At 40.0% G+C, this 25,338-nt stretch carries 24 protein-coding genes and 1 riboswitch; of the genes, 17 read left to right on the top strand and 7 right to left on the bottom strand.

The window, feature by feature from the left end; genetic code table 11:
- The first annotated feature begins 193 nt into the window (after nt 1-193).
- A riboswitch (cyclic di-GMP riboswitch) is annotated at nt 194-281 on the top strand.
- Between the two features lie 83 nt (nt 282-364).
- The 11 genes from RT761_RS04490 (at nt 365) to RT761_RS04440 (ending at nt 14,016) form a co-directional block, all read left to right on the top strand.
- Nucleotides 365-1,786 carry a hypothetical protein gene (locus RT761_RS04490; protein ID WP_218112878.1) on the top strand — a complete coding sequence of 474 codons (1,422 nt, stop codon included), beginning with the start codon at nt 365-367 and terminating at the stop codon, nt 1,784-1,786.
- 621 nt (nt 1,787-2,407) lie between these two features.
- Entirely contained in the window at nt 2,408-3,454 is a 1,047-nt protein-coding gene (locus RT761_RS04485; RefSeq protein ID WP_218112877.1) for a 2,5-dihydroxypyridine 5,6-dioxygenase NicX family protein, read from the top strand.
- 13 nt (nt 3,455-3,467) lie between these two features.
- Nucleotides 3,468-4,439, top strand: a complete 972-nt coding sequence (locus RT761_RS04480) for an aminopeptidase (protein ID WP_218112876.1) — start codon at nt 3,468-3,470, stop codon at nt 4,437-4,439.
- An 80-nt stretch (nt 4,440-4,519) separates the two neighbouring features.
- Nucleotides 4,520-6,163, top strand: coding sequence for an ABC transporter substrate-binding protein (locus RT761_RS04475; RefSeq protein WP_218112875.1), 1,644 nt, complete (start codon nt 4,520-4,522; stop codon nt 6,161-6,163).
- 316 nt (nt 6,164-6,479) lie between these two features.
- Nucleotides 6,480-7,505: an ABC transporter permease gene (locus RT761_RS04470; RefSeq protein ID WP_218112874.1), complete on the top strand. Its 1,026-nt coding sequence runs from the start codon at nt 6,480-6,482 to the stop codon at nt 7,503-7,505.
- A gap of 5 nt (nt 7,506-7,510) precedes the next feature.
- Nucleotides 7,511-8,386 carry an ABC transporter permease gene (locus RT761_RS04465; RefSeq protein ID WP_218112873.1) on the top strand — a complete coding sequence of 292 codons (876 nt, stop codon included), beginning with the start codon at nt 7,511-7,513 and terminating at the stop codon, nt 8,384-8,386.
- 2 nt (nt 8,387-8,388) lie between these two features.
- Complete coding sequence (locus RT761_RS04460; protein ID WP_218112872.1) at nt 8,389-9,378, top strand: ABC transporter ATP-binding protein; 990 nt, start codon at nt 8,389-8,391, stop codon at nt 9,376-9,378.
- Entirely contained in the window at nt 9,375-10,337 is a 963-nt protein-coding gene (locus RT761_RS04455) for an ABC transporter ATP-binding protein (protein WP_218112871.1), read from the top strand. Before RT761_RS04460 ends, RT761_RS04455 begins: the two co-directional genes overlap by 4 nt.
- Nucleotides 10,338-10,441: 104 nt before the next feature.
- Nucleotides 10,442-11,626, top strand: coding sequence for a hypothetical protein (locus RT761_RS04450; protein WP_218112870.1), 1,185 nt, complete (start codon nt 10,442-10,444; stop codon nt 11,624-11,626).
- Nucleotides 11,627-11,629: 3 nt separating this feature from the next.
- Nucleotides 11,630-12,412 carry a hypothetical protein gene (locus RT761_RS04445; RefSeq protein ID WP_218112869.1) on the top strand — a complete coding sequence of 261 codons (783 nt, stop codon included), beginning with the start codon at nt 11,630-11,632 and terminating at the stop codon, nt 12,410-12,412.
- The gene (locus RT761_RS04440; RefSeq protein ID WP_218112868.1) at nt 12,409-14,016 is read left to right on the top strand and encodes an LPS-assembly protein LptD; all 1,608 of its coding nucleotides are present in this window, start codon (nt 12,409-12,411) and stop codon (nt 14,014-14,016) included. The genes RT761_RS04445 and RT761_RS04440 overlap by 4 nt, the downstream gene beginning before the upstream one ends.
- Nucleotides 14,017-14,038: 22 nt before the next feature.
- Here the strand turns inward: RT761_RS04440 and RT761_RS04435 are convergent, their stop codons facing one another.
- The 4 genes from RT761_RS04435 to RT761_RS04420 all read right to left on the bottom strand — a co-directional run bounded on the left by RT761_RS04435 (nt 14,039) and on the right by RT761_RS04420 (nt 17,054).
- Nucleotides 14,039-15,604, bottom strand: a complete 1,566-nt coding sequence (locus tag RT761_RS04435; protein WP_218112867.1) for an L-aspartate oxidase — start codon at nt 15,602-15,604, stop codon at nt 14,039-14,041.
- Nucleotides 15,594-16,454 (bottom strand): carboxylating nicotinate-nucleotide diphosphorylase, encoded by an 861-nt coding sequence (nadC, locus tag RT761_RS04430; protein WP_218112866.1) that lies wholly within the window; start codon nt 16,452-16,454, stop codon nt 15,594-15,596. The genes RT761_RS04435 and nadC overlap by 11 nt, the downstream gene beginning before the upstream one ends.
- Nucleotides 16,455-16,580: 126 nt before the next feature.
- Nucleotides 16,581-16,880, bottom strand: a complete 300-nt coding sequence (locus RT761_RS04425; protein WP_218112865.1) for a hypothetical protein — start codon at nt 16,878-16,880, stop codon at nt 16,581-16,583.
- A 12-nt stretch (nt 16,881-16,892) separates the two neighbouring features.
- Complete coding sequence (locus RT761_RS04420) at nt 16,893-17,054, bottom strand: hypothetical protein (RefSeq protein ID WP_218112864.1); 162 nt, start codon at nt 17,052-17,054, stop codon at nt 16,893-16,895.
- Nucleotides 17,055-17,212: 158 nt separating this feature from the next.
- Between RT761_RS04420 and RT761_RS04415 the strand changes: the two genes are divergently transcribed.
- The 6 genes from RT761_RS04415 (at nt 17,213) to rdgB (ending at nt 22,428) form a co-directional block, all read left to right on the top strand.
- A complete protein-coding gene (locus RT761_RS04415; RefSeq protein ID WP_218112863.1) occupies nt 17,213-18,082 on the top strand; it encodes a carbon-nitrogen hydrolase family protein in 870 nt (289 codons plus the stop codon).
- A gap of 223 nt (nt 18,083-18,305) precedes the next feature.
- Complete coding sequence (locus tag RT761_RS04410; protein WP_218112862.1) at nt 18,306-18,794, top strand: single-stranded DNA-binding protein; 489 nt, start codon at nt 18,306-18,308, stop codon at nt 18,792-18,794.
- Nucleotides 18,778-20,436, top strand: coding sequence for an N-acetylmuramoyl-L-alanine amidase (locus RT761_RS04405; RefSeq protein WP_218112861.1), 1,659 nt, complete (start codon nt 18,778-18,780; stop codon nt 20,434-20,436). Before RT761_RS04410 ends, RT761_RS04405 begins: the two co-directional genes overlap by 17 nt.
- 6 nt (nt 20,437-20,442) lie before the next feature.
- A complete protein-coding gene (locus RT761_RS04400; RefSeq protein ID WP_218112860.1) occupies nt 20,443-21,048 on the top strand; it encodes a GerMN domain-containing protein in 606 nt (201 codons plus the stop codon).
- Between the two features lie 49 nt (nt 21,049-21,097).
- Entirely contained in the window at nt 21,098-21,829 is a 732-nt protein-coding gene (rph, locus tag RT761_RS04395; RefSeq protein ID WP_218113400.1) for a ribonuclease PH, read from the top strand.
- Entirely contained in the window at nt 21,826-22,428 is a 603-nt protein-coding gene (gene rdgB, locus RT761_RS04390) for an RdgB/HAM1 family non-canonical purine NTP pyrophosphatase (RefSeq protein WP_218112859.1), read from the top strand. Before rph ends, rdgB begins: the two co-directional genes overlap by 4 nt.
- Before the next feature lie 477 nt (nt 22,429-22,905).
- Here the strand turns inward: rdgB and RT761_RS04385 are convergent, their stop codons facing one another.
- From RT761_RS04385 to RT761_RS04375, 3 genes are all read right to left on the bottom strand, one after another.
- Nucleotides 22,906-23,082, bottom strand: a complete 177-nt coding sequence (locus RT761_RS04385; RefSeq protein WP_218112858.1) for a hypothetical protein — start codon at nt 23,080-23,082, stop codon at nt 22,906-22,908.
- A gap of 238 nt (nt 23,083-23,320) precedes the next feature.
- Nucleotides 23,321-23,659, bottom strand: a complete 339-nt coding sequence (locus tag RT761_RS04380; RefSeq protein ID WP_218112857.1) for a P-II family nitrogen regulator — start codon at nt 23,657-23,659, stop codon at nt 23,321-23,323.
- A gap of 13 nt (nt 23,660-23,672) precedes the next feature.
- Complete coding sequence (locus RT761_RS04375; protein ID WP_218112856.1) at nt 23,673-24,971, bottom strand: ammonium transporter; 1,299 nt, start codon at nt 24,969-24,971, stop codon at nt 23,673-23,675.
- Between the last annotated feature and the right edge of the window lie 367 nt (nt 24,972-25,338).

The following is a 25,338-nucleotide window of genomic DNA, read 5'->3' as shown; positions in this document are numbered from 1 at the left end:
TCTCCCTTGATGGAAGAAGGTCAGGATGAAGGTAATAATTTTTTACAACTCACTACTCACCACTTACTTCTCACTACATTTACAGAGTAAATATCTCCTTTTTTAAAAATAAATATCAAGATCAAATTGGAATAAATCCACTAAAGTTACTTCTTTTTTATCCGATAAATTGAGTAAGTAAAAATGAACTTTTAGAATGAAAGGGCAAACTCTCCGAAAGGTGAGGGCGCAAAGCTACGAACCTACTGCGTCAAATACGCAATGGTAGTCGGGTTGCCAAGTCTTTTTTGAGTTTAAACTCAAAAGGGTGCGTCACTCTTAAAACCTCTTTTCTTCGGAGAAAGTCCTGAAGGAGGAATAAGTAGTGAAGCGCAATAAAGTATTTTTTATCGCCATCCTCGGACTTCTCCTCATTACTTTCATTTCCGGTTGTACTAATGTACCCATGACACCTTCAGTTGAAAAAGAACTTAACGATGCTTCAGGCGTTTCTGTTATTGAAATCGCCGGAACTTCACTTTCAGCAAGCCCAAGTGTTATAGTCCCGGGAGGAAATATTACTGTCAATTTTACTGGAGCACCAGGGTATTACCGGGATTGGATCGGTCTTTTTAAAGTTGGTTCAAATAATTATTCCCGAATCAGCTATCAATATTTAAGAGGGCAAAAAAATGGTTCGTTAATTTTCAAGGCTCCAAATACTATCGGTCAGTATGAATTCCGGCTTTTTAGAAATGGGAGTTATACCAAATTAGCAACCAGTAATCAGGTAGTGGTACAGAATGGTGCTTTAAATCCAACACCGACACCGACGCCATTAGCAGGTTCATCACCAACACCAACACCGACTCCAACACCTCCTAGTACAAACAATAATTCACCACTTTCAGCAAGCCCAAGTGTTATAGTCCCGGGAGGAAATATTACTGTCAATTTTACTGGAGCACCAGGGTATTACCGGGATTGGATCGGTCTTTTTAAAGTTGGTTCAAATAATTATTCCCGAATCAGCTATCAATATTTAAGAGGGCAAAAAAATGGTTCGTTAATTTTCAAGGCTCCAAATACTATCGGTCAGTATGAATTCCGGCTTTTTAGAAATGGGAGTTATACCAAATTAGCAACCAGTAATCAGGTAGTGGTACAGAATGGTGCTTTAAATCCAACACCGACACCGACGCCATTAGCAGGTTCATCACCAACACCAAGCTCACCTATTAATTACCAACTCATTTCCCAGTATAGCTATGGAAAGAATAATGTGGTACGGTGGAGGGATGGGATCATTAAGGTTAAGGATTCCACCAATTACCCTGGAATCAATGTACAGGATGTTTTAAACCAGTGGAACTCAATCATTGGAGGAACTACCACCTTCCAGTTATCAACCGATAGTACCAGTCCAATAACCATTTTTTATGATGCCGCATCAATCACCTCTCAGGGAAATGGGGTTTGGGGTTATGCCACGGTTTGGTGGTCAAATTATCAGCTCATTAAAGCAGAGGTTCGAATCCTTCCTGAAGGAAATTGGTACGGATATCCAATCAAGCCGAAATATGAGCTCTATCTTCATGAGTTAGGGCATGTAGTCGGTTTTGCTGGTCATACTAATGATGGAAGCGTCATGGATGCCATTGCCAATGGAAGCACGACAATTTCTTCAACTACCCGGTCGGTTATAAATGGACTTTATAATCTGCCCATAGGTTATGCCTTGGCTAAATCACCTTATAATAATGTACCCAAAGATGGAATGATGGTTATTCCTTTGGTGAATCGTTAAAATATTACTCTTGTTTATTTAAATTTGAGGCCTCCCAAAATTTGGGAGGCCTTTTTTATTTCACTTCTTCTTCATTCTCTCCTAAAGGGGCGATGGAAAAGTTTCCCCTTTAGCAAAGGGGGATGAAGAGGGATTTGAATTCCATACCGTTCCGTCATTGCGAGGAGCGTCCTATGCGACGTGGCAATCTCATTTACTGGAATCAGTGAGCCGTGAGAAGTGAGATGTGAGTCGAATAAAAGAAAAAACAATTGATGATAAAAACAACAATCCGGTGTTTCTTTTCCTAAAAACATAAAGATTTCAAACTTAAAAATAATTTGGAAATAAAAAGAATTAAAAAGATGAGATCCTCACGCCCTCGAAATGCGAGGTCTCAGGATGACAAAAGGCTATAATTCCTTCTCCCTTGATGGGAGAAGGTCAAGATGAGGGTGGTTATTTTAACAATTCACCATTCACCATTCACAACTCACTTCTCATTGTATTTACAGGGTAAAATATAAGGAAAAAAGCTGTGTAGGAGAGAGTAAAATACCTCTGCTAACCTTTTAATTTATTTATAATGTTATAATAACCAAGAAGATCAATAATTAATTTTTTAGAAAGGGGTGTTTTTTGTTGCCAAAGCTTTATGAATACGAGTTAGGGAAAGCTGCCGATATTTTAGTGAATGAGTTATTTAAACTCAAAGAAGATGAAACTTTTGTTATCACCGCTGACACCGAGAGCGATTCCCGGGTTGTTGATGCGACTGCTCGAGCTGCTTTTGCCGCTGGTGCCAAGCCCATGGTTGTCTGGACGCCATCTCCTCTGGGGGTTGGAAAAGCAGCTGATCCAATGCTGCCCCAGAAAGCCCTTACCGCTGTTTTAAAAGAAGCTGATGCCTGGGCAGAATTTAATAATCAATGGCTTTTGTATTCTACTCCTTACGATATTGCTGTCCAAGAAAACCCTCAACTACGTCATATGTGCTTAGTGGGAATGAATGTTGACATGATGATCCGATGCATCGGTCGTGTCGACTATCCGACGTTAAAAGAATTAGAGGAAAAGCTGGCTGAAAAAACTCGTAAAGCCAAAAAAGTGAGAATGACTACACCTGCCGGTGAAGATGTATCTTTCGAAAACGACTCTAACCATCCGGTTAATTGTGAGCTAGGGTATGCCGATACTCCCGGTTCTCACATGATGTCAGGTCAAGTCGCCTGGACTCCAAAACTGGAAACTATCAATGGCATAATCGTATTTGATGGGTCAGTAGTTCCACCCTTAGGCTTACTCAAACAGCCGATTCACTTACATATTGAAAAGGGAGTTATCGTGAAAGTCGAGGGGGGAAGCCAAGCCGCTGAATATGAAGCTTGGATGAAAAGCTTTAATCACCCTCGTATGAACGCCTTAGCCCATGTCTGTTATGGGTTTAATCCGGGTGCTAAGTTGACCGGAGACATTTTAGAAGATGAACGAGTTTGGGGCTGTACTGAATGGGGAATTGGAAACATTGGAGCGATATTGCTTCCGCCAAATGGTATTCCAGCACCATCTCATTCCGATGGGATCTGTCTCAACACTTCAGTTTGGTTAGATGGAACACTTATTATTGACAAAGGACAAATTATCGACCCCGAACTGAAATCACTCGCCCAAAAATTGGGCAAAAGCTAAAGTGAGGCAAAATATGAATCTAACTCCTCTTATGAAAGCCGCCATGATAGCCGTTCGTGACTGCATGGGCGCTCAACCGGGTGAGAATGCGCTGGTTGTTACCGATACCGGAAAATTGGCCATTGCCGAAAGCTTTCTATATGCTTTTCATTCCTTAGGAATTGATGCCACTCTGATGGTAATGACACCAAGAGATCATCACGCCCAAGAGCCACCTTCAGAAGTACGGGCAGCTATGCTTTCCAGTGATATTGCTCTCCTGGTCACTACCAAAAGTTTAACCCACACTCATGCCCGAGTTGATGCAACCAACCAGGGAGTTCGAATCGCCAGTTTACCAGGGATTACCGAAGATATTATGACTATAGGAGCCATGACTGCCGATTATCAAAAAATATCTGAATTGAGCTGGAAACTGACTAAACTAATGGAATCAACTCAGGAAGTCGAAATTACCACCGAGCTGGGAACCCACCTGGTAATGAGCTTAAAAGGGAGAAAACCCGGTATCCCTCCCGATGATGGTATCTATCGGGAAAAAGGACGCTGGGGAAATTTACCTGCTGGAGAAGCCTACATAGCACCGGTTGAGGAATCGGTCAATGGGGTAGCGGTTATTGATGGTTCTCAGTCGCCATTAGGATTGTTATCAACCCCCATCCGTATAACCATACAGGACGGTAAGGCCATCAAGTTCGAGGGGGGAACCGAAGCTACCCAATTTGAACGACATCTCCAATCTCTGAATGATCCCAATGCTTACTGGGTTGCAGAACTTGGCATTGGAACCAATGAAAAAGCTCGGGTAACCGGTAATATTTTAGAAGACGAAAAAGCCTTCCGTACCATTCATATTGCCTTTGGAATGAACACCGATATGGGAGGAAAAATCGAATCGAAAACTCACGACGACGGTATTGTCACTAATCCAACGGTTAAATTTGATGGCAAAATCATTATGGAACATGGGAATTTTGTGATATAAAAAAGAATAATAGTTGAGAAATCTTGCCGATTAAGGTATCCTTGAAAATACTTTAACTGAATATTTTGGGAGGGAATTGAATGAAAAATCGTTATACTATCTGGATTTTATCTGTGGTTTTATGTTTTTTTGTTTTTTCAGGTGTTGCATTAGCTGCTTCAACTTCTGAAAAAACCATTCGTCTGACCAATGCCTGGCCTTGCTATATTGACCCGGCTATTGCTGCTGACTTTGCCAGCTCGGTTTCAGTGGCAAATCTGTATGATACATTGGTGTTTCCGACCCATGATGGAGAAGTCGTGCCTCATTTAGCTGAATCATGGACAATCTCTGAAGATGGTTTGACCTATGTTTTCAAATTACGATCAGGAGTAAAATTTCATGATGGCAGTGAGCTGAAGGCTGAAGATGTTAAATTTTCCATGGATCGATTACTAGCAATTGGGCAAGGTTATAGCTATATCTTCAAACCGGTTATCGACAGTGTCGAAGCCAATGATGATTACACCGTGACCTTTAAGCTTAAAAAGACTTTTGGTCCCTTTTTATACTCACTCGTTCGTCTCTATGTGCTGAATAAGGACTTGACCATGGCTCATATTGAACAAAATGATGAATTCGGCGAATTAGGAGACTATGGGAAAAGATGGCTTCTCACCAACGATGCTGGTTCTGGACCTTATCAGGTTCAAGAAATGAAGTTAGAAGAATACCTTCATGCTGTTCGTTTTGCCGACTATTGGAAACCTTTTGACCCGAATGCCCCAGATTCATTCAGAAATATTGGAACTACCGAAACTGCAACCGTTCGAACGCTGATTCAAAAAAGAGAGCTGGAAATCTCCGATTTCCGACAACCAGCGGAATTTTACGACAATGTTGCTAAAGTAGACGGTATTAATGTAGCCAAGCTTTTTGGTGGAAGCACTCTCTTTACCATGATGCACACCAAGAAAGCCCCGACTGATGATGTGCATTTTAGAAAAGCTCTTGCCTATTCAATAGACTATGATGCGATTGCCAATCACATTTTCCCCGGTTCACATCAGTGTCAAGGTCCGGTTTCCTTTATTCTTCCTGGCCACAACCCCAATGTTTTCCAATACAAGCGTGACCTGGAAAAAGCCAAAGAAGAATTAGCTCTTTCCCCTTATGCTGATAAACTCGATGAATATCCCGTCGACTTAGTATGGTGTGCTGAAGTTCCTGATGAAGAAAAAGTTGCTCTTCTTATTCAAGCCAATGCAGCTGATATTGGAATTCAGGTCAATGTTATAAAAGATCCTTGGATGAAGATTATCGAAGAAGTTGCCACTCCAGAAACCACTGCAACTATGTATCTCATTTTTGTTTCGCCGCATTATGCCGAAGCCGGATCAATGATCCAATCAAAATACCATTCCTCCTCCAGCGGGACTTGGGAACAATCCGAATGGCTTCAAGACGAACAACTGGATAGCATGATTGAAGATGCCATTGATACCATCGATAAAGATGCCCGTTTTGAGAAGTACGGCAAAATTCAAGAATACCTTGTTGACCTGTGCCCTTCTCTTTTCTTGATCGACCAACCAGAAAACTATGCCTATCAAGATGCTTATGTAGACTGGGTTCCTGCTGATCGAGCTGAACGCGGAGAAAAAGTCAACCCAGTTATGGGTTACAATCAGTATATGCTCGATATAAAAGTGTATCCGGATAAACGTGACGAATTAGTGAAGTAAGAAAAAATCGAGAGGGATTTGAAAGAATTAGAAAAAATCGAATCCCTCTCGCTCTCCTTTTATCCAAAGGGAGAGGAAATAATGAAAAAAGATGAGATCCAAACGCCCTCAAAAAGCGAGGGCTCAGGATGACACCTTTATTAATCGTTCCGATTTTTTCAGGATAGTTAACGAGTCGTAATTGCATTCTCCTGGGTTGGAGAAAACTGAAATTTGGGAGTACCTATTTTAGTGATTATTGGTTTCATTACTGATCGCCGTTGCTCATCATTCATCATTGTCTTTAAAGGATAAAAGGAAAGGGTAGAACCAGGGTATGAATTTTTCACGCTTTCTCACTCGACGCTTGGGATATTCAATATTTGTTCTCATCGGGTTATCGATAGTGGTCTTTATCATAGCTCGAATGGTACCAGGAGATCCTGCCCGGGCAGCTCTTGGACCTCGAGCCTCTCAGGAGGCAGTTGACAAACTTCGAGATAAACTTCATCTTGATGAATCGTTAGTTGTTCAATATGCTTATTGGATAAAATCAGTTTTTCAGGGTGATTTGGGTGAATCTTTGTTAACACGACGTCCGGTCATCGAAGATATTAAAGAATTTTTACCCGCCACTCTTGAATTGGCTCTTTTTTCCGGATTATTTATGGCTTTTTTTGGAATCCTCTTAGGAATACTCTCAGCACGACACAGTAATACTTGGATTGATAATCTAATAAGGATTTTTGCTTATATTGGGATAGCAACTCCTGCATTTGTCGTTGCTATTATCCTTTTGCTGGTCTTTGGTATGTATTACCAGGTATTTCCTACCATTGGCAGGCTCAGCCAGTGGGTTGATGCCCCGACTAAAATTACCGGTTTAATAACCCTTGACAGTTTGCTCACCGGAAATCTAACTGCTTTTTTTGATGCCTTAAAACATTTAATGCTTCCCGCTTTTAGCCTTGCTTTGGGAGGAATGTTTCAAGAAGCTCGCATCACTCGTTCCAGCATGCTGGAAAACTCAAAAAAAGACTATGTCTCAGCTGCCCGTTCCTATGGTATCCCGGAAAGAACGGTAATTTTTAAATACCTTTTCAAACCATCCATTATCCCAACCGTTTCTATCCTAGGCTTAGATTTTGCATCATTAATGGGAAATGCTTTTTTAGTAGAACTTCTTTTTAACTGGCCAGGTATTTCCCGTTATGGGATTAATGTTATGCTTCGCAAAGATGTCGATGCCATAATCGCGGTAATTATGGTCTTGGGAATTGTTTTCACTCTTATCAACATTATTGTCGATATTATTGTTGCCTATCTCGATCCACGAATCCGATTAGTTGAAAGAGGAGATTAATTGCCATGATTCTATCCAAAAAAAATCCCAAAAGAACCAAAAGCGGTAAAGCTTGGTATAAATTCTCTCGAAATCCCCTCTCGGTTGTGGGTTTAGTGATTGTCCTTTTTGTAATTTTTAGCGCTTTGCTTGCTCCCTGGGTAACTCCCTATCCGGCTCATTCTGGAAAGTATGTAAATTATGAGGAAGCCAATCTTTCCCCATCGGCTCATCACCTATTTGGTACCGATGTTTTTGGACGTGATGTTTTTACCCGAACCATTTATGCCTTTCGCTCATCATTGATTATGGGGATTGTTGTTCTCATGATTGTTGTACCAATTGGAGTCACTTTAGGGCTTTTGGCTGGATATTTCAAAGAAACTTGGATTGATATCTTCATAATGAGAATAACCGACATATTTCTTTCAGTACCTCCTCTGATTCTCGCCCTAGCTATTACATCAGTCCTTAAACCCAATTTAACTAATGCTATGTTAGCCGTTTCAGTAATGTGGTGGCCATGGTATACCCGTTTGGTTTATGGAATGGCTACGTCTTTACGGAATGAATATTTCGTTCAATCAGCAGAGTTGTTAGGGGCGAGCAAGTTTCATGTTCTTTTTAAAGAAATACTCCCCAATTGCCTTTCAACTATTTTAACTAAAATGACCCTCGATATGGGTTGGGTTATTCTTATCGGGGCATCATTATCATTTGTTGGATTAGGAGAGCAAGCCCCTAAAGCCGCTCTGGGATCCATGGTTGCCGATGGAGCAAAATATCTTCCCGAATATTGGTGGATCTCGGTTTTTCCAGGTTTAGCAATCATGCTGATTGTTTTAGGATTCAACCTCCTTGGTGACGGCATCAGCGATTTATTTTCTATGGAGGAAGCCTAAATATGTCTCAACTTATTCTTGATATCAAAAATCTAACTGTTAACTTCCGTGTTTATGGTGGATATTTAAAAGTCTTGAACGAAGTTAATTTTTCCGTTGCACAAGGAGAGAAAGTAGGCCTGGTTGGTGAAACCGGTTGTGGAAAAACCACCACCATGAAAACCGTCATGGGTATCCTTCCTCAGCCTCCAGGAAAAATAGTCCAGGGCGAAATTTTTTTCCATGGAAAAAACGTTCTTACCATGAAAAAATCCGAGGTCGAAAAAATGCGTCAAACTGGTATATCAATGATATTTCAAGACCCAACCGCTGCCCTCAATCCGGTTTTTACCATCGGACAACAACTTCATGATGTAGTGCAACATTCTCAGTCAAGCGATGATGGTCAATCTCGACTTTCTGCCCATCAAGTCTCGGTGCGAGCTCTCCAAGACGTTTCTCTCCCTGACCCAAAACGGATATTAGACAATTATCCCTTACAATTAAGTGGCGGAATGCGGCAACGAGTCTGTATTGCTCTTGCTATTGCCAGATCAAAACAATTACTTATCGCCGATGAACCTGGTACCTCCTTAGATGTAACCATTCAAGACCAGATTTTAAGGTTGCTTAACCAAATTGCCGCAGAGAAACAAATGGCAATCATTTTAATTTCCCATTCCCTTGGAGTTATTCGTGAATGGACGAATCAGGTTTATGTTATGTATGCTGGATCAATTGTTGAAGAATCAACAACTGAAGAGTTATTTTCCCATCCCCTCCATCCTTATACTCAAGCATTAATGGATTGCGTCCCCAGGTTAACCGGCGGAGGAACCGCCGAGGGCATACCGGGGAGAATTCCCGATTATTTTAATCCTCCGACCGGTTGTCGTTTTCATCCTCGTTGTCCCCGTGCCTTTGCTTTGTGCTCGGAAAAAAAACCTGCTCTATATCGCGTCAACGATACTCATCAAGTGGCATGTTATTTATACCAGGAGGCAAACCAGTGAACGCCGTACTCGAAGTAAAAAAACTAAAAAAATATTTCTCAACGACTAAAGGAATTGTAAAAGCAGTCAATGATGTCAGTTTTAATATCACACCAGGAGAAACTCTCGGACTGGTTGGGGAATCAGGCTCAGGAAAAAGCACGGTTGCCTATACTGTTATGGGACTCTATCAACCAAGTGGTGGACAGATTCTTTTCCAAGGGCAAGATATTGCCCTTTCCCACCACAAAAGAAAACGGGTTTTAAAAAAAGAACTTCAAATCGTTTTTCAGGACCCGGGATCTTCACTTAACCCAAGGCAAACCATAGAAAACATTTTAACCCTGCCTATCCGTCTTCATGATATGGATTATAAAAAAGGAATTGCTGAAAAAGTGCAAGAAATTTTGTCCTTGGTGGAACTTCCGGTCGAATATATGGAAAAATATCCCCGTTCCCTTGGGGGTGGAGAAAAACAGATGGTGGCTATTGCCAGAGCTCTTGCAACCAATCCTTCGCTCATTGTTTTAGATGAGCCAACTTCCGCTCTGGACGTATCAATTCAGGCAAAAATCATCCATAAACTTATCGAAATCCAACAAGAAAAAAACTTGGGGTATCTATTCATTACTCATGATTTAAGCTTAATGAGAAATATTGCTCATCGCGTCGCCATCATGTACCTGGGTCGTATTGTTGAAATAGCACCAGCTCAGCAGTTTTTTGAAACTCCCTACCATCCTTATACCCGAATGTTAATATCCTCAATTCCGGTAGTATCCTCAGAAGAAGAAAAATTAAAACCTGGAAAAATTCCTTCTACTGGGGAAATACCAAGTCCAGTAAATATGCCCGCTGGTTGTGTATTTCATCCCCGTTGCGCGAATCGGATGCCGATTTGCGATCAAGAGGAACCAACCGATTTTGAGATAAAACCAGGCCACTGGGTAAAATGCCATCTCTGGTCTCCAAAGAAATAATTGATTTCTATTCATAAAATCAATGAAAATTTTTAACTAAATACCGTAAAGATGGAACAACTCTACGGTATAATGATAAGAAGAAATATGAAGGAGTGATTGCTATGAAGATGGCTTCCGTTTTATGTATAAGCATATTGTTATTGGCGTTGGTTTTTCCAGCATATGGCCAAGACCAGGTAGCATCACCTTTGGCAAAAGACTTGGAAAATATGGAACAAATACTTTATGGTATTCCAAAAACTGGGAGTGTATTAATCCGTACCGAAAATCTTGAAAGAGATTTAATTGGAGATACTCTGTCAGGAACTCTAATGGAAAGAATAAATACTCTGAAAACCTTTATTTTAACCGGTACACCTGAAGAACCTTCTTTAGATTTCAAACTCAAATCCATTCGACTTTCTCTCAATACCGCTGACCAGAAAACTGGAATTTTAACCGCTCAACTCGACGAATTTGAACAGCTCATTTTTGGCGTTCCTAGTGCTGAACCGATTGGTGTCCGAGTAGATAAACTTTACAGAACCGTAGTAAATCCTTCTTATTCAACAAATTTCCAAGTTACCGTTCCTGCTGAATCTTTAGTTAAAGTAAGCATCCAAGCAAATTTGAATTCAGAAAAAAATAACCTTGGTGACCCAGTTCCTTATGTTTTAGCTGAAGATTTTATTGTCAATGATATTCTCATCGCTCCAGCCGGTACCGAAGGAGAAGGATGGATCAGCAAAATTCGCCGTAAAGGAAACTTTGGAAGGTCTGGCATGATTCAGATTGATTTTGGCTCAATCACTAGTCTTGATGGAACTCCTATTCTTCTCTCCTTAGGCGATAAATCCATTCAAGAAAATAAAGCATTTGCGTATGCAATTGGGACCAGTATTGTCGGTCTGGTCGCCCTTGGCCCAATCGGAGCCGTGGCTGGATTTTTAATCAATGGAGAACCAGCTAAAGTAGAACCAGGTAGCCAACTTTTTGTTGAAACCGCTCAGGAATTGGTCGTATCCGGTCCAATTGCTTCTGCGGTTCCATACCAAACTTATGAAGATCAAAACTATTCAACAACCGGAATCGATACTTACCAACCCTCTTATAATTATGAGGACCAAAATATCCCGGAAGTAGAAATTGAGGTTAAGCCTGTTGAAAGTTGGGATTATGAGGAAGATATCGAAGGGACAGTTGATGTCACCAGCATTGCCACACCAATTCCAATCCAACCAACACAACCTTCACCCACTTCTGGAATAGATATCGAAATCAAACCTTACCAGGAAGGAGATTTTTAGATAATGAATAAAAAAAATCTTATCCTCTTGCTCCTCATTCCTTGTATTTTGGTTTTATCGGTTAGTTTTGCATTATGGGCAAAATCCGATTCCGATAAAATTTATTCTCAAATCGAAAAAAAATGGACGAATAGCCAAACCATCGGGGATGTTTTCTCAGTTAAAGCAGTATTTTGGAATCCTGAATTGGTTCAAGCTTGGGTAGCTAAATATGGAGCAGAAAACCTCCTTTCTATAGATGAACAAACAGCTTATCATCGGGATTTTATCCAAAGAGAGCGCTTTCAACGGTATTTAGTTTTTGATGTAACCATCGAGAAACTTAAGGGACCTGCTCTTTTCCCCTTAAATTTTACTAAAAACACTTATCTAATCGATGATAAAGGCAATAAATATTATCCTCTTGAGTTTCCTCGAGAATTTGATGATAAAATTTTTGATAAAGTTTCAGGGAAAATGTATTTCAGCCGAATAGGAAAAGACGATCAACCAATAGTCGGACCCGAGACCAAAAAAATTACTCTTCGTTTCTCCCATTTATCAATCGAACCTTCCTATGTCGCTCAAGAAATAGAGCTCACCTGGAAAGATCCTTATGTTCCTCCTGATTATACCCAGGCGAGTTGGCAACCAGAGTTGGAAGAGGAAATCCTCCGTTTGCAAGAAAGAGTCATTCTATTGGAAGCAAATAAGAAAGAGCTGATCGAAAATCAAAAATTGATTGAATCAGAAATCGAAAATGTAAAAAATAAAATAGAGGAGCTTCAATTGAACATAAAACAATGAAGCAACTTCATCTCTTTATTATAAAAGCGATGAAAAATCTCGTATTGTTCGCTTTTTTTTTGATATTATTCTCTATCGCTTTAACAACGAACATCGAAGCAAAAGAAGGCATCCGCATCAATGCCGACACGCTTCTTTATGACGATGTTGGTTCACAAGTTGAGGCTGTTGGAAATGTCCAACTATCATGGAAGAATGTTTCTTTCGCAACCAATCAGCTGCTTTTCCGATTTGATACTTCAGAAGCTTTTGTTCCAGGTTTTATTAAAGCTCGTTTTGGTGATTATCAAATCAGTGCAGAAAAAATGTACTACAACTTTCAAACCAGAAATGGTTGGTTTGAAAGTGCTGAATTGGTGTATGAATTAAACGAAGGAGGAAAACTTTTCTTTCGTGGTTCAAAGATCGAATACCAAAAGGGGAAATGGGCGGGTTTGGATTTATTGGTTACTGGATGCCCGCATTCGCCTCCCTTATACAGTGTTCGCGCCAAAGAAGTTTTAATCTATCCTCAAGATCGGATTCTAATTAGCGGGTTAGGATTCTACATCAAAGAAAACAGGATTATTCAACTTCCTGCATATTCACGGCTTCTTAACAATCACGGTGGGAATTTTATCCCGAGTTTGGGTTACCAAAGAAAAAGAGGGCTCTTTGTTGAGGGAAACTATGAATATCTCTTTTCAGAAAATTTATTATTCCAAGCTAATCTGTATTATTCAACCCGACAAAGCAGTCGGATAAGTGGTGATATAACCCTCCAGTATTCCTATATAGAAGCACGAATATTTATTGATCTTTGGCAAAATGAAAAATCTACCTTTGGGGGGTATGCTCATTATCAAAAAAATGGATTATCTCTCTGGATGTTAGGTATTGAAAACGAACGATTTAATGATGAAATCATCAGTCGTCTGCCCCAATTCATTGCTTCTTACCGCACCGAATCTGAAAGTGGATTTTTTATTGAAGCGAATCTTAGCTATGGGAAATTTTCTCAGGGAGACATAAATACTTGGCGAAATGATATTTTTTTAAGTGCTGGATTGGAAAAAAAGAGCTTTGGGGGGGAAATTTTCTATCAAAATATTAACCTTTCCACACTTGATGATGCAATTGCCTGGGGAGGAAAGGTTTGGGCGGAAAAAGAATTTTCTTCTCGCTTTAGCGCAGGAATATATTATGAATACACTCAAGTTAACGGAGAAACTTATTTTTTCTTTGATCCCAAAGATACCAATATTTTTGGTTTAGAGTTGGTTTATGGCGATCTTGATCAAACTTATCTTCGACTTCGAGGAGAGTACGATCTAAATATTGGAAGCGTCGGTGATATTATCGCCGGTATTGGATTGGGGAGCAAAGAATTTTCTGTAGGGATGGAAACTATTTATTCTTTTCCCAACCAAAGCTGGGAAGAACGTCGTTATTACGTTCGAAAACAGTTAGAAGAATGTATTGATATTGAAGCTTCCTACTGGGAATCTGACCAAACCTTTTTTGTTAGTGTTAATCTGGCTGGGCTTGATCAGAAAAAACACATCGAGAGCTTGTTTGAGAAACAAGAAGAGTACGATCTCTTTAACCTTGACCGTGAGAATTAAAAAACGATAAATCAATTGATAACTATTGAACCATCGAAGAATCGGAACGATAATGAGTTCCCAATGAGATTGGATTTCTTAAAGCTCCTTCGACAACCAACAAACTGGCATCAATACTATTTTCAAATTCAAGAAGAGGGCCAGATGCGCCTAATTGATTTTTCAATTGAACTGCCTGTTGTTTTAAACCATTGAGTACTTCCAAGGCATACTTTAATCCCAATTGATTCCGAATGAGTCCAGCGAATTTCCACATGGTATCTTGAATAATTTTCCGCATACTCTCTAAAATCGCCTCAGACGGAGGATTTCCGTATGCATACTCAAATGGAATTATTCGGGGTTGTTCCTTTGGAGCAGGGTTTTTTATAATATCGTGAGAAGCTCGGAAAGCAAAGGTTAATCCTTCTAAAAGACTTGTAGAAGCCAAGCGATTGGCACCATGCACACCAGTGCAAGCCACTTCACCTATAGCATAGAGACGCTTGATCGAGGTATGACCAAAACTATCGGTAAGTACCCCCCCACAGCAAAAATGTGCTCCTGGCGCTACTGGTATTGGTTCTTGGGTAATATCGATTCCTCGATATAAACACTCTTCATAGATAGTCGGGAAAATTGCCTTTATTTTTTCCGGTGAAATCGCATGACAAAGGTCAAGAAATACACAGTGGGCATTCTGGTTGAGCATTTCTTCGAAGATCGCTCGGGAAACCACATCACGAGGCGCTAAACTCCCCAAATGATGGTACTTATGCATAAAAGCTTTGCCCTCATGGTTAATTAGCTCAGCTCCCTCGCCTCGAACCGTTTCGGAAATGAGAAAAGTCTGGGAATGTTCTGGGCTATATAGAAGAGTAGGGTGGAATTGAACATATTCCATATTTTGGAGAATAGCTCCGGCTCGATGGGCCAAGGCGTAGCCATCACCGGTATTCCAAGGTCCTCCGGTTGAATATTGATAGAGAGAGTTTAAACCACCAGTAGCAAAAATTGTAGCCCGAGCAAAAAAGGGTGTAATAGTCCCTTTACGAAGGTCCAGTAAATAAACACCGAGACACTCCGGAGCTTCATAACGTGATTGGGGTGAGAGCTGGTAGCGGTTGGAAAGAATCAAACCAACAGCTTGGGTGTTTTTTTTAACCTCAATCAGATGCTCCTTGAGGATTCCTTCATGAAGAGCTTTTTGAATAACTCTACCGGTACAGTCCTTAACATGAAGAACCCGCCGTCGGGAATGCGCTGCTTCTTGGAAAAGATCCCATTCTCCCTGTTCATCTTTCTCAAATGGAACCCGAAGTTTTTGAATAAATAACCTTTTAACCAGTGAAGGACCAATCTTGGCTAATACTTTCGCACTTTTTTCTAAAGCACTTCCATCTGAAGCATTAAGAATATCTTGTTTGAGAGTTTTCCAAGAATCGTTTTTACCTCGATATACAATCCCTCCCTGGGCTTTTTCGGTGTTGGTTTCTTCAAGAGATTGACCTTTACTGACCAATAAAACTCGTTGAGATTTTTCCGCCAGAAAAAGGGCGGCACTACTTCCAGCAATTCCATTTCCGATAATCAAAGCATCATAGTACATCTGCGACTTCTTCTACCTCCAAATTCAAGTCCAACCAAATGGCATGATGGGTAATATATCCAGTAGAAATGATATCAACTCCTTGTTCTGCAATTTCCCTTACTGTTTCTAAATTTACACCTCCTGAAGCCTCAACAATCGACCTTTTATCGATCATCTTAACTGCTTCCCTAATTTGTTTAGTATTCATATTATCCAGCATAATAACATCAGCTTTTTCTTCGATTGCCTCACTCACTTGCTTCAAATTTTCGCATTCCACCACGATTCGTGCTGTAAAGGGGATTGCTGGCCTTACTCTTTGAATGGCATTCTTCACCGATCCACAAATCGAAATATGGTTGTCTTTGATAAGAGCACAATCATATAAACCAAGTCGGTGATTAACCCCACCCCCACAACGGACTGCATACTTTTCAAAAATTCTTAAACCAGGGCTGGTCTTTCTTGTATCAGCTATTTTTACTGGTAGACCTTTAACCACTTCAACAAACTCTCGGGTTTTTGTAGCAATTCCACACAGTCTTTGTAACAGATTAAGCGCAACCCTTTCTCCCATCAATATTGCCCGGGTTTGCCCAACAACTTCCATAACACAGTCACCATTTTTAAATGCTTCACCTTCTTCAATATGAATCTTTTCTTTCACTTGAGGGTCTATGAGATTAAAAAGGCGAATTGCGAAGGGACCGCCTGACATTATTCCTTTTTCTCTGGCAATAATTCTTGCCCGCACTGGTTTTAAGCTTAGGTCTCCCAAACCTTGAGTAGTGATATCATCAAAACCTAAATCTTCTTCTAAAAAGATTTGTAACCTTCGATCGACATCCCATGGAACCAAACCTCGCACTCGTTCATCATCCTTCCCGTCTTAAAAAATAAATTCTATTTATTTTATCACGTATTGCCTACTCTTTCTTTCCTTTCATTCATGAATGTGATTTTTTCATTCCGGTGTAGATTTGCTCCTTAGAAGTCATTTATCTTCAACAATTCCCCAAAAGAGATAAACGGTTATCCTTTGGTTGGCTCCTGATGTTCCAAATCGGTTTTTTAAAAAACTGTTGTAATCATTAAAATAGTTGGTATTTTTTAAATTCTTAAACATTTCTTGAGGATGATACCTATCCAGTGGAACGACTTTTTTCTTTATACCAATCGCTTGAATAGTGTAAATATCTTCCATTGATAAAACAAGATCGGATCGAGCCAAAGTTTCGCTCTGAAAAAGTGTTAAATTAATATAATACGGGGTTTTCCAGAGATATCCTTCCAATATTTCTCCTTCTTAACTTTTTGACAAATTCCATCCCATTTGATTTCCTATGGTAGCTATTTGTTGCATAGTTTTTTGACCAGGAGGGATTACCATCAAATAGTAATCGTTCATAATATCTGCAAAATCAGGAATAATTTTGAGATTTTCTGGAATGGATAGAAAACATTTCAAAATTTTCCCCTCACTTATAGAGATTTTATAAGCTTTCTAATGTGCTCTTGCCAACGCTGTAATTATTGTACTATATTATTGAAAAGGCTGAGAATAAGTTATTTAACTTATCTGAGCAGACCCCTTGCTTTTTTGAAAGAATTCTTAGAGATAAAGCTATGAATAACCTAAAAGTTGCGATTATTCAGATTCAAACAGGTCCAGATAAATCATCGAATTTGTTAAAAACTGCCGAGCTTTTTGCTTCAATTGAGAAAAGCCGAGTAAGTTTGGTACTCCTTCCGGAAATGTTTCAATGTCCTTACAATCTGGAATCATTCTCAATTTTCGCTGAAGATATCCCTACTGGCGAAACAAGTCTCTTTTTATCGAATCTCGCTCGTGAATATGGAACTTTCTTGGTTGGCGGTTCAATACCGGAAAAAAAAGGAAATCGCTATTATAATACTTCTATTGTTTACAACCCCTGCGGAGAGATCATAGGTATTTATAGGAAAACTCATCTTTTCGATGTTGACTTTGAAAATCTTCATTTTCAAGAATCAGCAGTTCTCAACCCTGGAAATACCCCTCTATTAATTGATACTCCTTGGGGAAAAATTGGAATTTTAATTTGTTACGATCTGCGTTTTCCAGAGCTTATTCGTCTTTATGCCTTGCGGGGGGCATTTATGGTTGCAGTTCCTGCTGCCTTCAACCCGATTACCGGACCTCTGCATTGGGAGGTTCTCTTCCGGGCACGGGCAATAGATAATCAAGTTTATCTTTTAGGTGCATCACCAGCTCCATACCCAAATGCATTTTATCAAGCTTATGGCCATAGCCTTATTGTGGATCCAATGGGCAGAGTACTAGAACAGCTTGGAAATGAAGAAGCAATAATAATAAAAGATATTGACCTATCTTTGGTTGATCTAACCCGTCAACGGCTTCCCTTGTTAAAGCATCGCCGACTTGATCTATACGCAATAAATCCTGATGAAAAATTAGGTAATTCATTAAAAGATCAAAAAGGGGAGGCAATTTAAATAATCACCTCAGGAATCAATTCCCTTCTTTAGCAAAAAGAACAGGGAGTCTTAGTAGGAGGAGTATAATAGGAAAAGATGAAATCCTCACGAACTCATAAGACAAATTCTCAGGATGACAAATGCTTTAATCATCTCTCGTCACTGTATTTATGGTTTAGAATATGCTAAACTAAAAGAAATTATTTATTTAGAATTTCTTAATTTATATGGGGGAACAGAAATGGCTGGAGATATTAACTATTTTTTTGGCATTGGAAATCTCACGCGTGACCCTGATCTTCGCTATACTCCCCAGGGGACACCTGTATGTCGATTTGATATAGCTATGAATCGTTCTTATCAAAATAAAAATGGCCAACAAACGAAAGATACCACTTTCCTACGAATAACAGCTTGGAGTAAGCTCGGTGAAAATTGTGCACGTTTTCTTCATAAAGGGAGCAGAGTAGCTGTGGTTGGTGAACTTCTCGCTAATAATTGGGAAGATCGAAATGGGATAAAACGCACTTCATATGAAATCCGTGCAATGAACGTACAATTTCTTTCCCCCCCTCAAAAAGCTAACGAAGAAATTCGGGGAATCGGTGAGGACTTTTCGTCTGAAGCCGAGATTGAACCTTTTAGCTTTGACTCCCAGAATATGGAAAATGCCTTAGGAGAGTTAGAAGATATTTCTCCGGAAGGAAACAACGATGTTGCGCCATTCTAACTTTTTACATATATGGTTTTTTTTCCTTCTATTTTGCTTGGTTTTTTCTCAACCCGCCTATTCTAAAATGACCGTTGAATATCAAGGACAGGTCTATTCCCTTGAACTCCCTACTATAAAAGTCAATGGGAGTGATTATATCTCTGTTGAAAATCTTTTCAAACAAATAGGAGGGGTAGAATATTATTCTCCCATTATGAAAAAAGTCAATTTATTTTTTGGAGGAAAAAATTGGGTTTTATCGCTTGACAAAGGAACAGCCATAGCTGAAAGCGGCGAAGAAATTCCCTTGGGACGTTCGATAGTCATTCAAGAAAATTCTGTTTATGTTTCGCCTCAATTTCTTAATCAGCTCTTTGGAATTTCTGTTGATACCAGCTCAACTGCCACAACCCAGGTCCCCTCACCAACAATAACACCTCCAACTGTCTCACCAGTTACTCTTCCTGCTGGAAGTGCATCACTTCTTAACGTTCGATCGCATCCCTACGGTGATGAAAATCGCTCAAGAGTGACTTTTGATTTTGGGAACAACTTACCAACCCATTCCATGCAGACCGACCAAGCCAACAACCGAATTATTCTAACTTTTAACAATGTCACTCTAGCCCCAGGAACACCTGGAACGTATTCTCTAAACGATACTCGAGTAGATAGAGTTGTGCTCAATAAAAAAGACAGTGGCATCGAAGCTATCATTTATTTAAAGACTCCAGCCTCAATCCAAAAAAACCAATTGGGCGGGGAGAATCCTCGTATTTATTTAGATATAACGGCTTCAACTTTATTAACCTCTCCCGATGTAACGGTTGTTCCCGTAAGTCCATCTCCAGCAATACAACCCACTACAACGCCAGCGCTTACGGCTACTCCTACACCTGTTGTTCCTACACCTACAACCAAACCACCAGTTCAACCGACGACGTCTGCAATACCTTACGACAAAATTAACCCAAGAGTAATTGTTATCGATCCTGGTCACGGTGGGAAAGATCCCGGTTGTGTGGCAAATGGATACCAGGAAAAAAACATTGTCCTCCAGGTGTGCAAAAAACTGAAAGATGCTCTCATTCAGCAAGGCTATGAAGTATATTTGACCCGTGAAGGTGATACTTACCCTGGTCTAAAGGAACGCTCTGCTGTTGCTAACAATAAACAACCAGTTGTTTTGTTAAGCATTCATGCCAATGCTGCACCGAATAAAAAAGCCACTGGGGTTGAAGTTTTTGTGGGTAGCGCACAGATTCAAGGCGAAGGAGCTGCAGATGTTGCTAGTCGGGAAAATCAACGCTTTATTTCTGAAGGATATACTGAAGAACAAAATGGAAAAATTAACTCCACCATTCTTGATTCTTATTATTTAGGAAGTCGCTTCGTGAGCATGAAACTCGGTTCTTTAATCGAAAATAATATTGTCAAAGAGACCAGCCAAGTTTCAAGAGGGCTCAAAGAAGCACCCCTTATTCTTCTTAAAGGAATGTATTTCCCCTCGTGTTTGATTGAAATCGGCTTTTTGAGCAATCCCACTGAAGCAAAGAATTTGGCGAATGAAGCCTTTCAGAATAAGCTCGTACGAGGAATAGTAGTTGGAATTAAACAATTTATGTTAAGCTCTGAATTAAAAAAATTTCTTGAGGAATAAAACCGGATGAAAAGAAGAAAAAAAAGATTCGCTTTTCTTCAACCAATACTATATATCCTTATCGGAATGGCAGTTTTTTTTGCAATTGTCTATGCTGGTGAATACTTGATCCCTGGAGGAAAAAAGAATACAAGGACCTCTGATGATTCGGGCTTTCTCTCTGCTGGACAAGCCCCTTCAGCAATCAGCGATTCAGCCGTAGAAGTCGTTCTGTACTATACCGATGAGGAGTTTAGCGGTTTGATTGAAGAAAAAAGACTAATCGAAAAAAGTCATAATATGCTTGAGTCGGTTCTTCAAGAATTATTAAGAGGGCCTAGGCTTTCGTCTCATTTTAGTCCATTTCCTGAATCAACGCGATTAAACGGTGTTTTCACCGAAAGCGGTATTGTTTATGTTGACCTCAGTCATGAAATGAAAGACGGACAATCGGGCGGGACCACCCAAGAACTTCTCAGTATTTTTAGTATTGTTGATACTTTAACATCACTTCCCGATGTTAAACGCATTAAATTATTAATCGATGGAAAAGAAGAAACCACTCTTTGCGGACACATTGATATATCAGAGCCATTGGAAAGGGATGAAAAACTCATTGCAGAAATTCAATAGTTTTCAAGATTTGAACTCTTTTTTAAAAAAAGAACGTGATGATACTCATATAAGAAACGATGGTCGAAATTACGATGAGATTCGTTCTCTCATGATTACCAGAAATTATCTTAGAGCAGCTGAAGGCTCAGTTCTAATTGAGGAAGGTAACAATCGCATTGTCTGTTCGGCAACAATAGAAGATAAAGTCCCTCTCTTTCTGCGAGGATCCAATCAAGGATGGATTACTGCCGAGTATGCTATGATTCCTCGAGCTACATCGACAAGAAATGTTCGTGAATCTATCAAAGGCCGAGTTGGAGGCCGCACCCATGAAATCCAACGGCTTATTGGTCGTGCCCTTCGTTCAGTAATGAATATGGACCTTATTGGTGAACGAACTATTCTTTTAGATTGTGATGTTATTCAAGCTGACGGAGGAACCCGCACCCTGGCAATTAATGGATCTTTCATTGCCTTGGTTGATGCTCTTTGGAACTATGTAGATCGTGGCCTTCTTCAACCAGGAAACCTATTAAAAGATTATTTGGCTGCGGTTAGTGTGGGAGTAGTCAACGGCAAAGATCTCCTCGACCTTAATTTTGAAGAGGATTCAATGGCTCAGGTCGATATGAATGTTGTAATGACCGGAAAGGGTCAGTTTGTTGAAATTCAGGGTACTGCTGAGGGAGACCCCTTTAGCCAAGAAACCCTGAACCGGCTTCTTGCCTTAGCCCAAAAGGGAATCAAAGACATTATTGCCATACAAAAAAAGGTTTTGTTAGAAAGAGGCCTTCCTTGAAACTCTCCTCCCGGTTGGTTTATATTCTTTCTAAAAATCCGGGAAAAATCAAAGAAATCAACACCATTTTATCTCCTTATTCTATTAGCATTAGAAGCCTGTACCAAGATTATTCTCCTATGGAAGTCGTCGAAAACGGATCGAGTTATGCTGAAAATGCCCTTTTAAAAGCCCGTTGTGGTTTTGAAATCAGTAGAAATCTTTGCATTGGGGAAGATTCTGGTTTAGAAATTGATGCTCTCGATGGGGCTCCTGGCCTTTTTTCGGCCCGTTTTGGTGGAGAAACCTTAAATCCAAAAGAAAAAAATAAACAAATCCTTGAGCTTCTTAAAGAAGTACCTCAAGAAAAAAGATCAGCTTGTTTTGTCTGTATAGTCGCCTTAGTAGGGGAAAATAGTGAAAAAATTTTTGAAGGTCGTTGTCCGGGTTTTATTTCTCCGGAAAGCCGTGGAAGCTCTGGTTTTGGCTATGACCCCATCTTTATACTCCCCTCCTATCAGAAAACTTTTGCCGAGTTAGGTGAAAATATAAAAAACCGCTTTAGTCACCGAGCAATTGCTTTTCGCCAGCTTGCAGAATATCTTCTGTCTGAAATGTAAGGTAAAGCCTGCCTCTATCCTGAAAATAAACTAGCGCTAAAAAATGCCGCCATCCTGGATTTTCACCCTCATCCTCACCTTTTCCCATCAAGAAAGACTGAGGGGGAGAGGGGGCGATGGGGTGAGGGGGAGAAGGAAAAGCTATAAAGTTCTTAAGGAAGGAATATTTTACATCATTGCGAGGAACGAAGTGACGTGGCAATCTCACAAGCCTTCTCCGTCATCCTGAGGCTTCGTATTTCGAAGCCGTGAGGATCTCATCTGACACCACCAGCGTCATCCTGAGCGGTGCTTTCCCGCGTGAGGATCTCATCTGACACCACCAGCGTCATCCTGAGCGGTGCTTTCCCGCGTGAGGATCTCATCTGACACCACCAGCGTCATCCTGAGCGGTGCTTTCCCGCGTGAGGATCTCATCCTTTATAATTTGTTGGATTGATGAATTGTGGAACTGTGGAATCGGAAAGGATGAGATTCTCACGTCGTCCGGTAGAAAACATCGGACTCCTCAGAATGACAAACTGGGTGGCAGAGATTGCCACGTCGTCCAACCAAAAAACGGTTGACCTCCTCGCAATGACGGAGCAGGAAAAACTCAAATCCCCCTTTGCTAAAGGGGGAGGTTGGTTTTTGAGTATATATTTTCATCTTCATCTGGTACCACCAAAGTGTCATGAGGGTCTAACCTGAAAATACCCGGGCACGAAAAATCAAGCCCCTATCAAAGAATTAAAATTGGAGGGGTACAATGTATTGTGCTCTTTCTTTTATTAAGGTAGCGACATGCCATGGCATATGTCGAATCTTGGTTTTCATCCTCATCTGGTGTTGTCATGCAGTATGAAAGCCAATCCTAAAAAAATAAGTTTTCTTTGAATTATTAACCAATTTATCATAATACTGAGTCTCCTCTTTCTCCGGTACGAATTCGGATAGCGTCGATAACTTCGGAAATAAATATCTTTCCATCACCAATCTCACCAGTTCGAGCCGATTGGATGAGAGTCTGAACAATCTTTTCGGTATCATCTTCTTTGCAAATAATTTCAATTTTCCTTTTCGGAAGAAACTCAACTTTGTATTTTTCTCCTCGCCATTGTTGAACAATCCCTCGCTGTTTTCCATGGCCTTCAATTTCTGTAATCATTAACCCAGAATACCCTACATCTTCCAAAGCTTTAATAATTGCTTTTAATTTTTCTGGGCGAATGATGGCTACTATCTTTTTCATGTTATCCATCTCCTTAATAATTTTTACGAATAAGGAATTCTGGGTAAGCATAGTTACCATGCTCCCCAATATCCAAACCTTGTATTTCTTCCTGTAAGCTTACTCGAATTCCTAAAGTTATTTTTAAAACCAACCAAACAACATACGAGATTGTGAAAACGTAAGCCCCAACCGTGAACACTCCGGCTAGTTGCGCTAAAAAAAGCTTTACACCACCACCGTAAAATAAACCATTTGGAGAAGAAAAGCCTCCTATTTTATCTTGAGCAAATAAACCAACTGCCAGTGTTCCAAATATTCCATTTAATAGATGAACCGATAAAGCTCCTACCGGATCGTCCAATTTCAGCCGATCAAAACCTATTACTGATAAAACAACCAAAAGACCCGATATCAATCCAATAATAAGTGAGCTAGAAATACTTACATAAGCACAACCAGCTGTTATTGCCACTAAACCTGCTAAACAACCATTGAGAGTCATCCCTAAATCTGGTTTCCCTAAAATTACCCAAGAGGCTATAGTTGCACTTAAAGTAGCTGTTGCTGCAGCAGTATTGGTAGTCACTGCTATATGGCTAATAGCATTAAAATCAGCGGCCATGGTTGAACCAGGGTTGAAGCCAAACCAACCAAACCAAAGCACAAATGTACCCATGGTTGCGATAGAAAGATTATGCCCAGGAATAGGGGTGATCTTTCCGTTATTTCCATACTTCCCAAAACGAGGGCCTAAAACCATTATTCCAGCCATTGCCGCCCAACCGCCTACGGAATGTACAACTGTTGATCCGGCAAAATCAAGCATTCCTAACTTCTGCAACCATCCTGCTCCCCAAATCCAATGTCCAGTAATTGGATAAATAAAAATAGTCATAATAAATGAAAATAAAATAAAAGAAAGGTATTTAATTCTTTCTGCAACTGCACCAGAAACAATCGTTGCAGCGGTTCCACAAAATACTAATTGGAAAAAAAACTTTGCCAACAATGGTACACTTGCCCAGGAAAGCGCTGAATAAACCCCTAGATAACTCTGGCCAACCGCCGGCGAATTATCTAAACCATTTAGAAAAAACCAACCCTTAAGTCCAACAAAAGCGTTGCCATCTCCAAACATTAAACCCCAACCAAGCATAAGATACCCTAAAGTTGAAACCGCAAAAACAATAAAATTTTTGGAAAGAATATTAACAGTATTTTTCGACCGGTTAAAACCCGATTCTACCATGGCGAATCCCAGATTCATGAAAAATACCAACATTGAAGCAACGATTACCCAAATAGTATCCAGCATAACCTTATAATCCATTCTTAAATCCCCCTGCCGATGTTTAAAATAATAGATAATAGGAAAGTTAAAAATCTCTTCGCTGAGAAAATTTAAGAATAAATACAATCACTGCGGTGTGAGGAAGCTTTTTCTTCCAAGCCTTGAAGAAAAGAAGCTGCTAATCTGGTAACTCAACATTGCGTTACCTTGATTAAATTGAAAAACTAAAAAAGCTCCTCCCACGACATCGTAGGAAGAGCTTCATTGCTATGACAAAATTTCTACCATATTCTATCAATTCATGTCAAGGAGTTGAACGATATAAACAATTTAAAACTAGGAATTTTTTTTCTTTATAAAGGTTTATATCCTCAAGATTCTCAATAAAAAAATATTCAGGTTCTTG

Source organism: Atribacter laminatus, assembly GCF_015775515.1.
Taxonomy (GTDB): domain Bacteria; phylum Atribacterota; class Atribacteria; order Atribacterales; family Atribacteraceae; genus Atribacter; species Atribacter laminatus.
This window is presented reverse-complemented; position numbering and strand designations above follow the sequence as displayed.

Bases quoted from the DNA above. Each gene is read 5' to 3' on its own strand.
- RT761_RS04475 (WP_218112875.1), top strand. From the start codon at position 4,520: ATGAAAAATCGTTATACTATCTGGATTTTATCTGTGGTTTTATGTTTT.
- RT761_RS04385 (WP_218112858.1), bottom strand. From the start codon at position 23,082: ATGAAGATGAAAATATATACTCAAAAACCAACCTCCCCCTTTAGCAAA.
- RT761_RS04480 (WP_218112876.1), top strand. From the start codon at position 3,468: ATGAATCTAACTCCTCTTATGAAAGCCGCCATGATAGCCGTTCGTGAC.
- RT761_RS04440 (WP_218112868.1), top strand. From the start codon at position 12,409: ATGAAGCAACTTCATCTCTTTATTATAAAAGCGATGAAAAATCTCGTA.
- RT761_RS04405 (WP_218112861.1), top strand. From the start codon at position 18,778: ATGTTGCGCCATTCTAACTTTTTACATATATGGTTTTTTTTCCTTCTA.
- RT761_RS04375 (WP_218112856.1), bottom strand. From the start codon at position 24,971: ATGGATTATAAGGTTATGCTGGATACTATTTGGGTAATCGTTGCTTCA.
- RT761_RS04465 (WP_218112873.1), top strand. From the start codon at position 7,511: ATGATTCTATCCAAAAAAAATCCCAAAAGAACCAAAAGCGGTAAAGCT.
- RT761_RS04380 (WP_218112857.1), bottom strand. From the start codon at position 23,659: ATGAAAAAGATAGTAGCCATCATTCGCCCAGAAAAATTAAAAGCAATT.
- RT761_RS04460 (WP_218112872.1), top strand. From the start codon at position 8,389: ATGTCTCAACTTATTCTTGATATCAAAAATCTAACTGTTAACTTCCGT.
- RT761_RS04445 (WP_218112869.1), top strand. From the start codon at position 11,630: ATGAATAAAAAAAATCTTATCCTCTTGCTCCTCATTCCTTGTATTTTG.
- RT761_RS04400 (WP_218112860.1), top strand. From the start codon at position 20,443: ATGAAAAGAAGAAAAAAAAGATTCGCTTTTCTTCAACCAATACTATAT.
- RT761_RS04410 (WP_218112862.1), top strand. From the start codon at position 18,306: ATGGCTGGAGATATTAACTATTTTTTTGGCATTGGAAATCTCACGCGT.
- RT761_RS04470 (WP_218112874.1), top strand. From the start codon at position 6,480: ATGAATTTTTCACGCTTTCTCACTCGACGCTTGGGATATTCAATATTT.
- RT761_RS04450 (WP_218112870.1), top strand. From the start codon at position 10,442: ATGAAGATGGCTTCCGTTTTATGTATAAGCATATTGTTATTGGCGTTG.
- RT761_RS04435 (WP_218112867.1), bottom strand. From the start codon at position 15,604: ATGTACTATGATGCTTTGATTATCGGAAATGGAATTGCTGGAAGTAGT.
- RT761_RS04415 (WP_218112863.1), top strand. From the start codon at position 17,213: ATGAATAACCTAAAAGTTGCGATTATTCAGATTCAAACAGGTCCAGAT.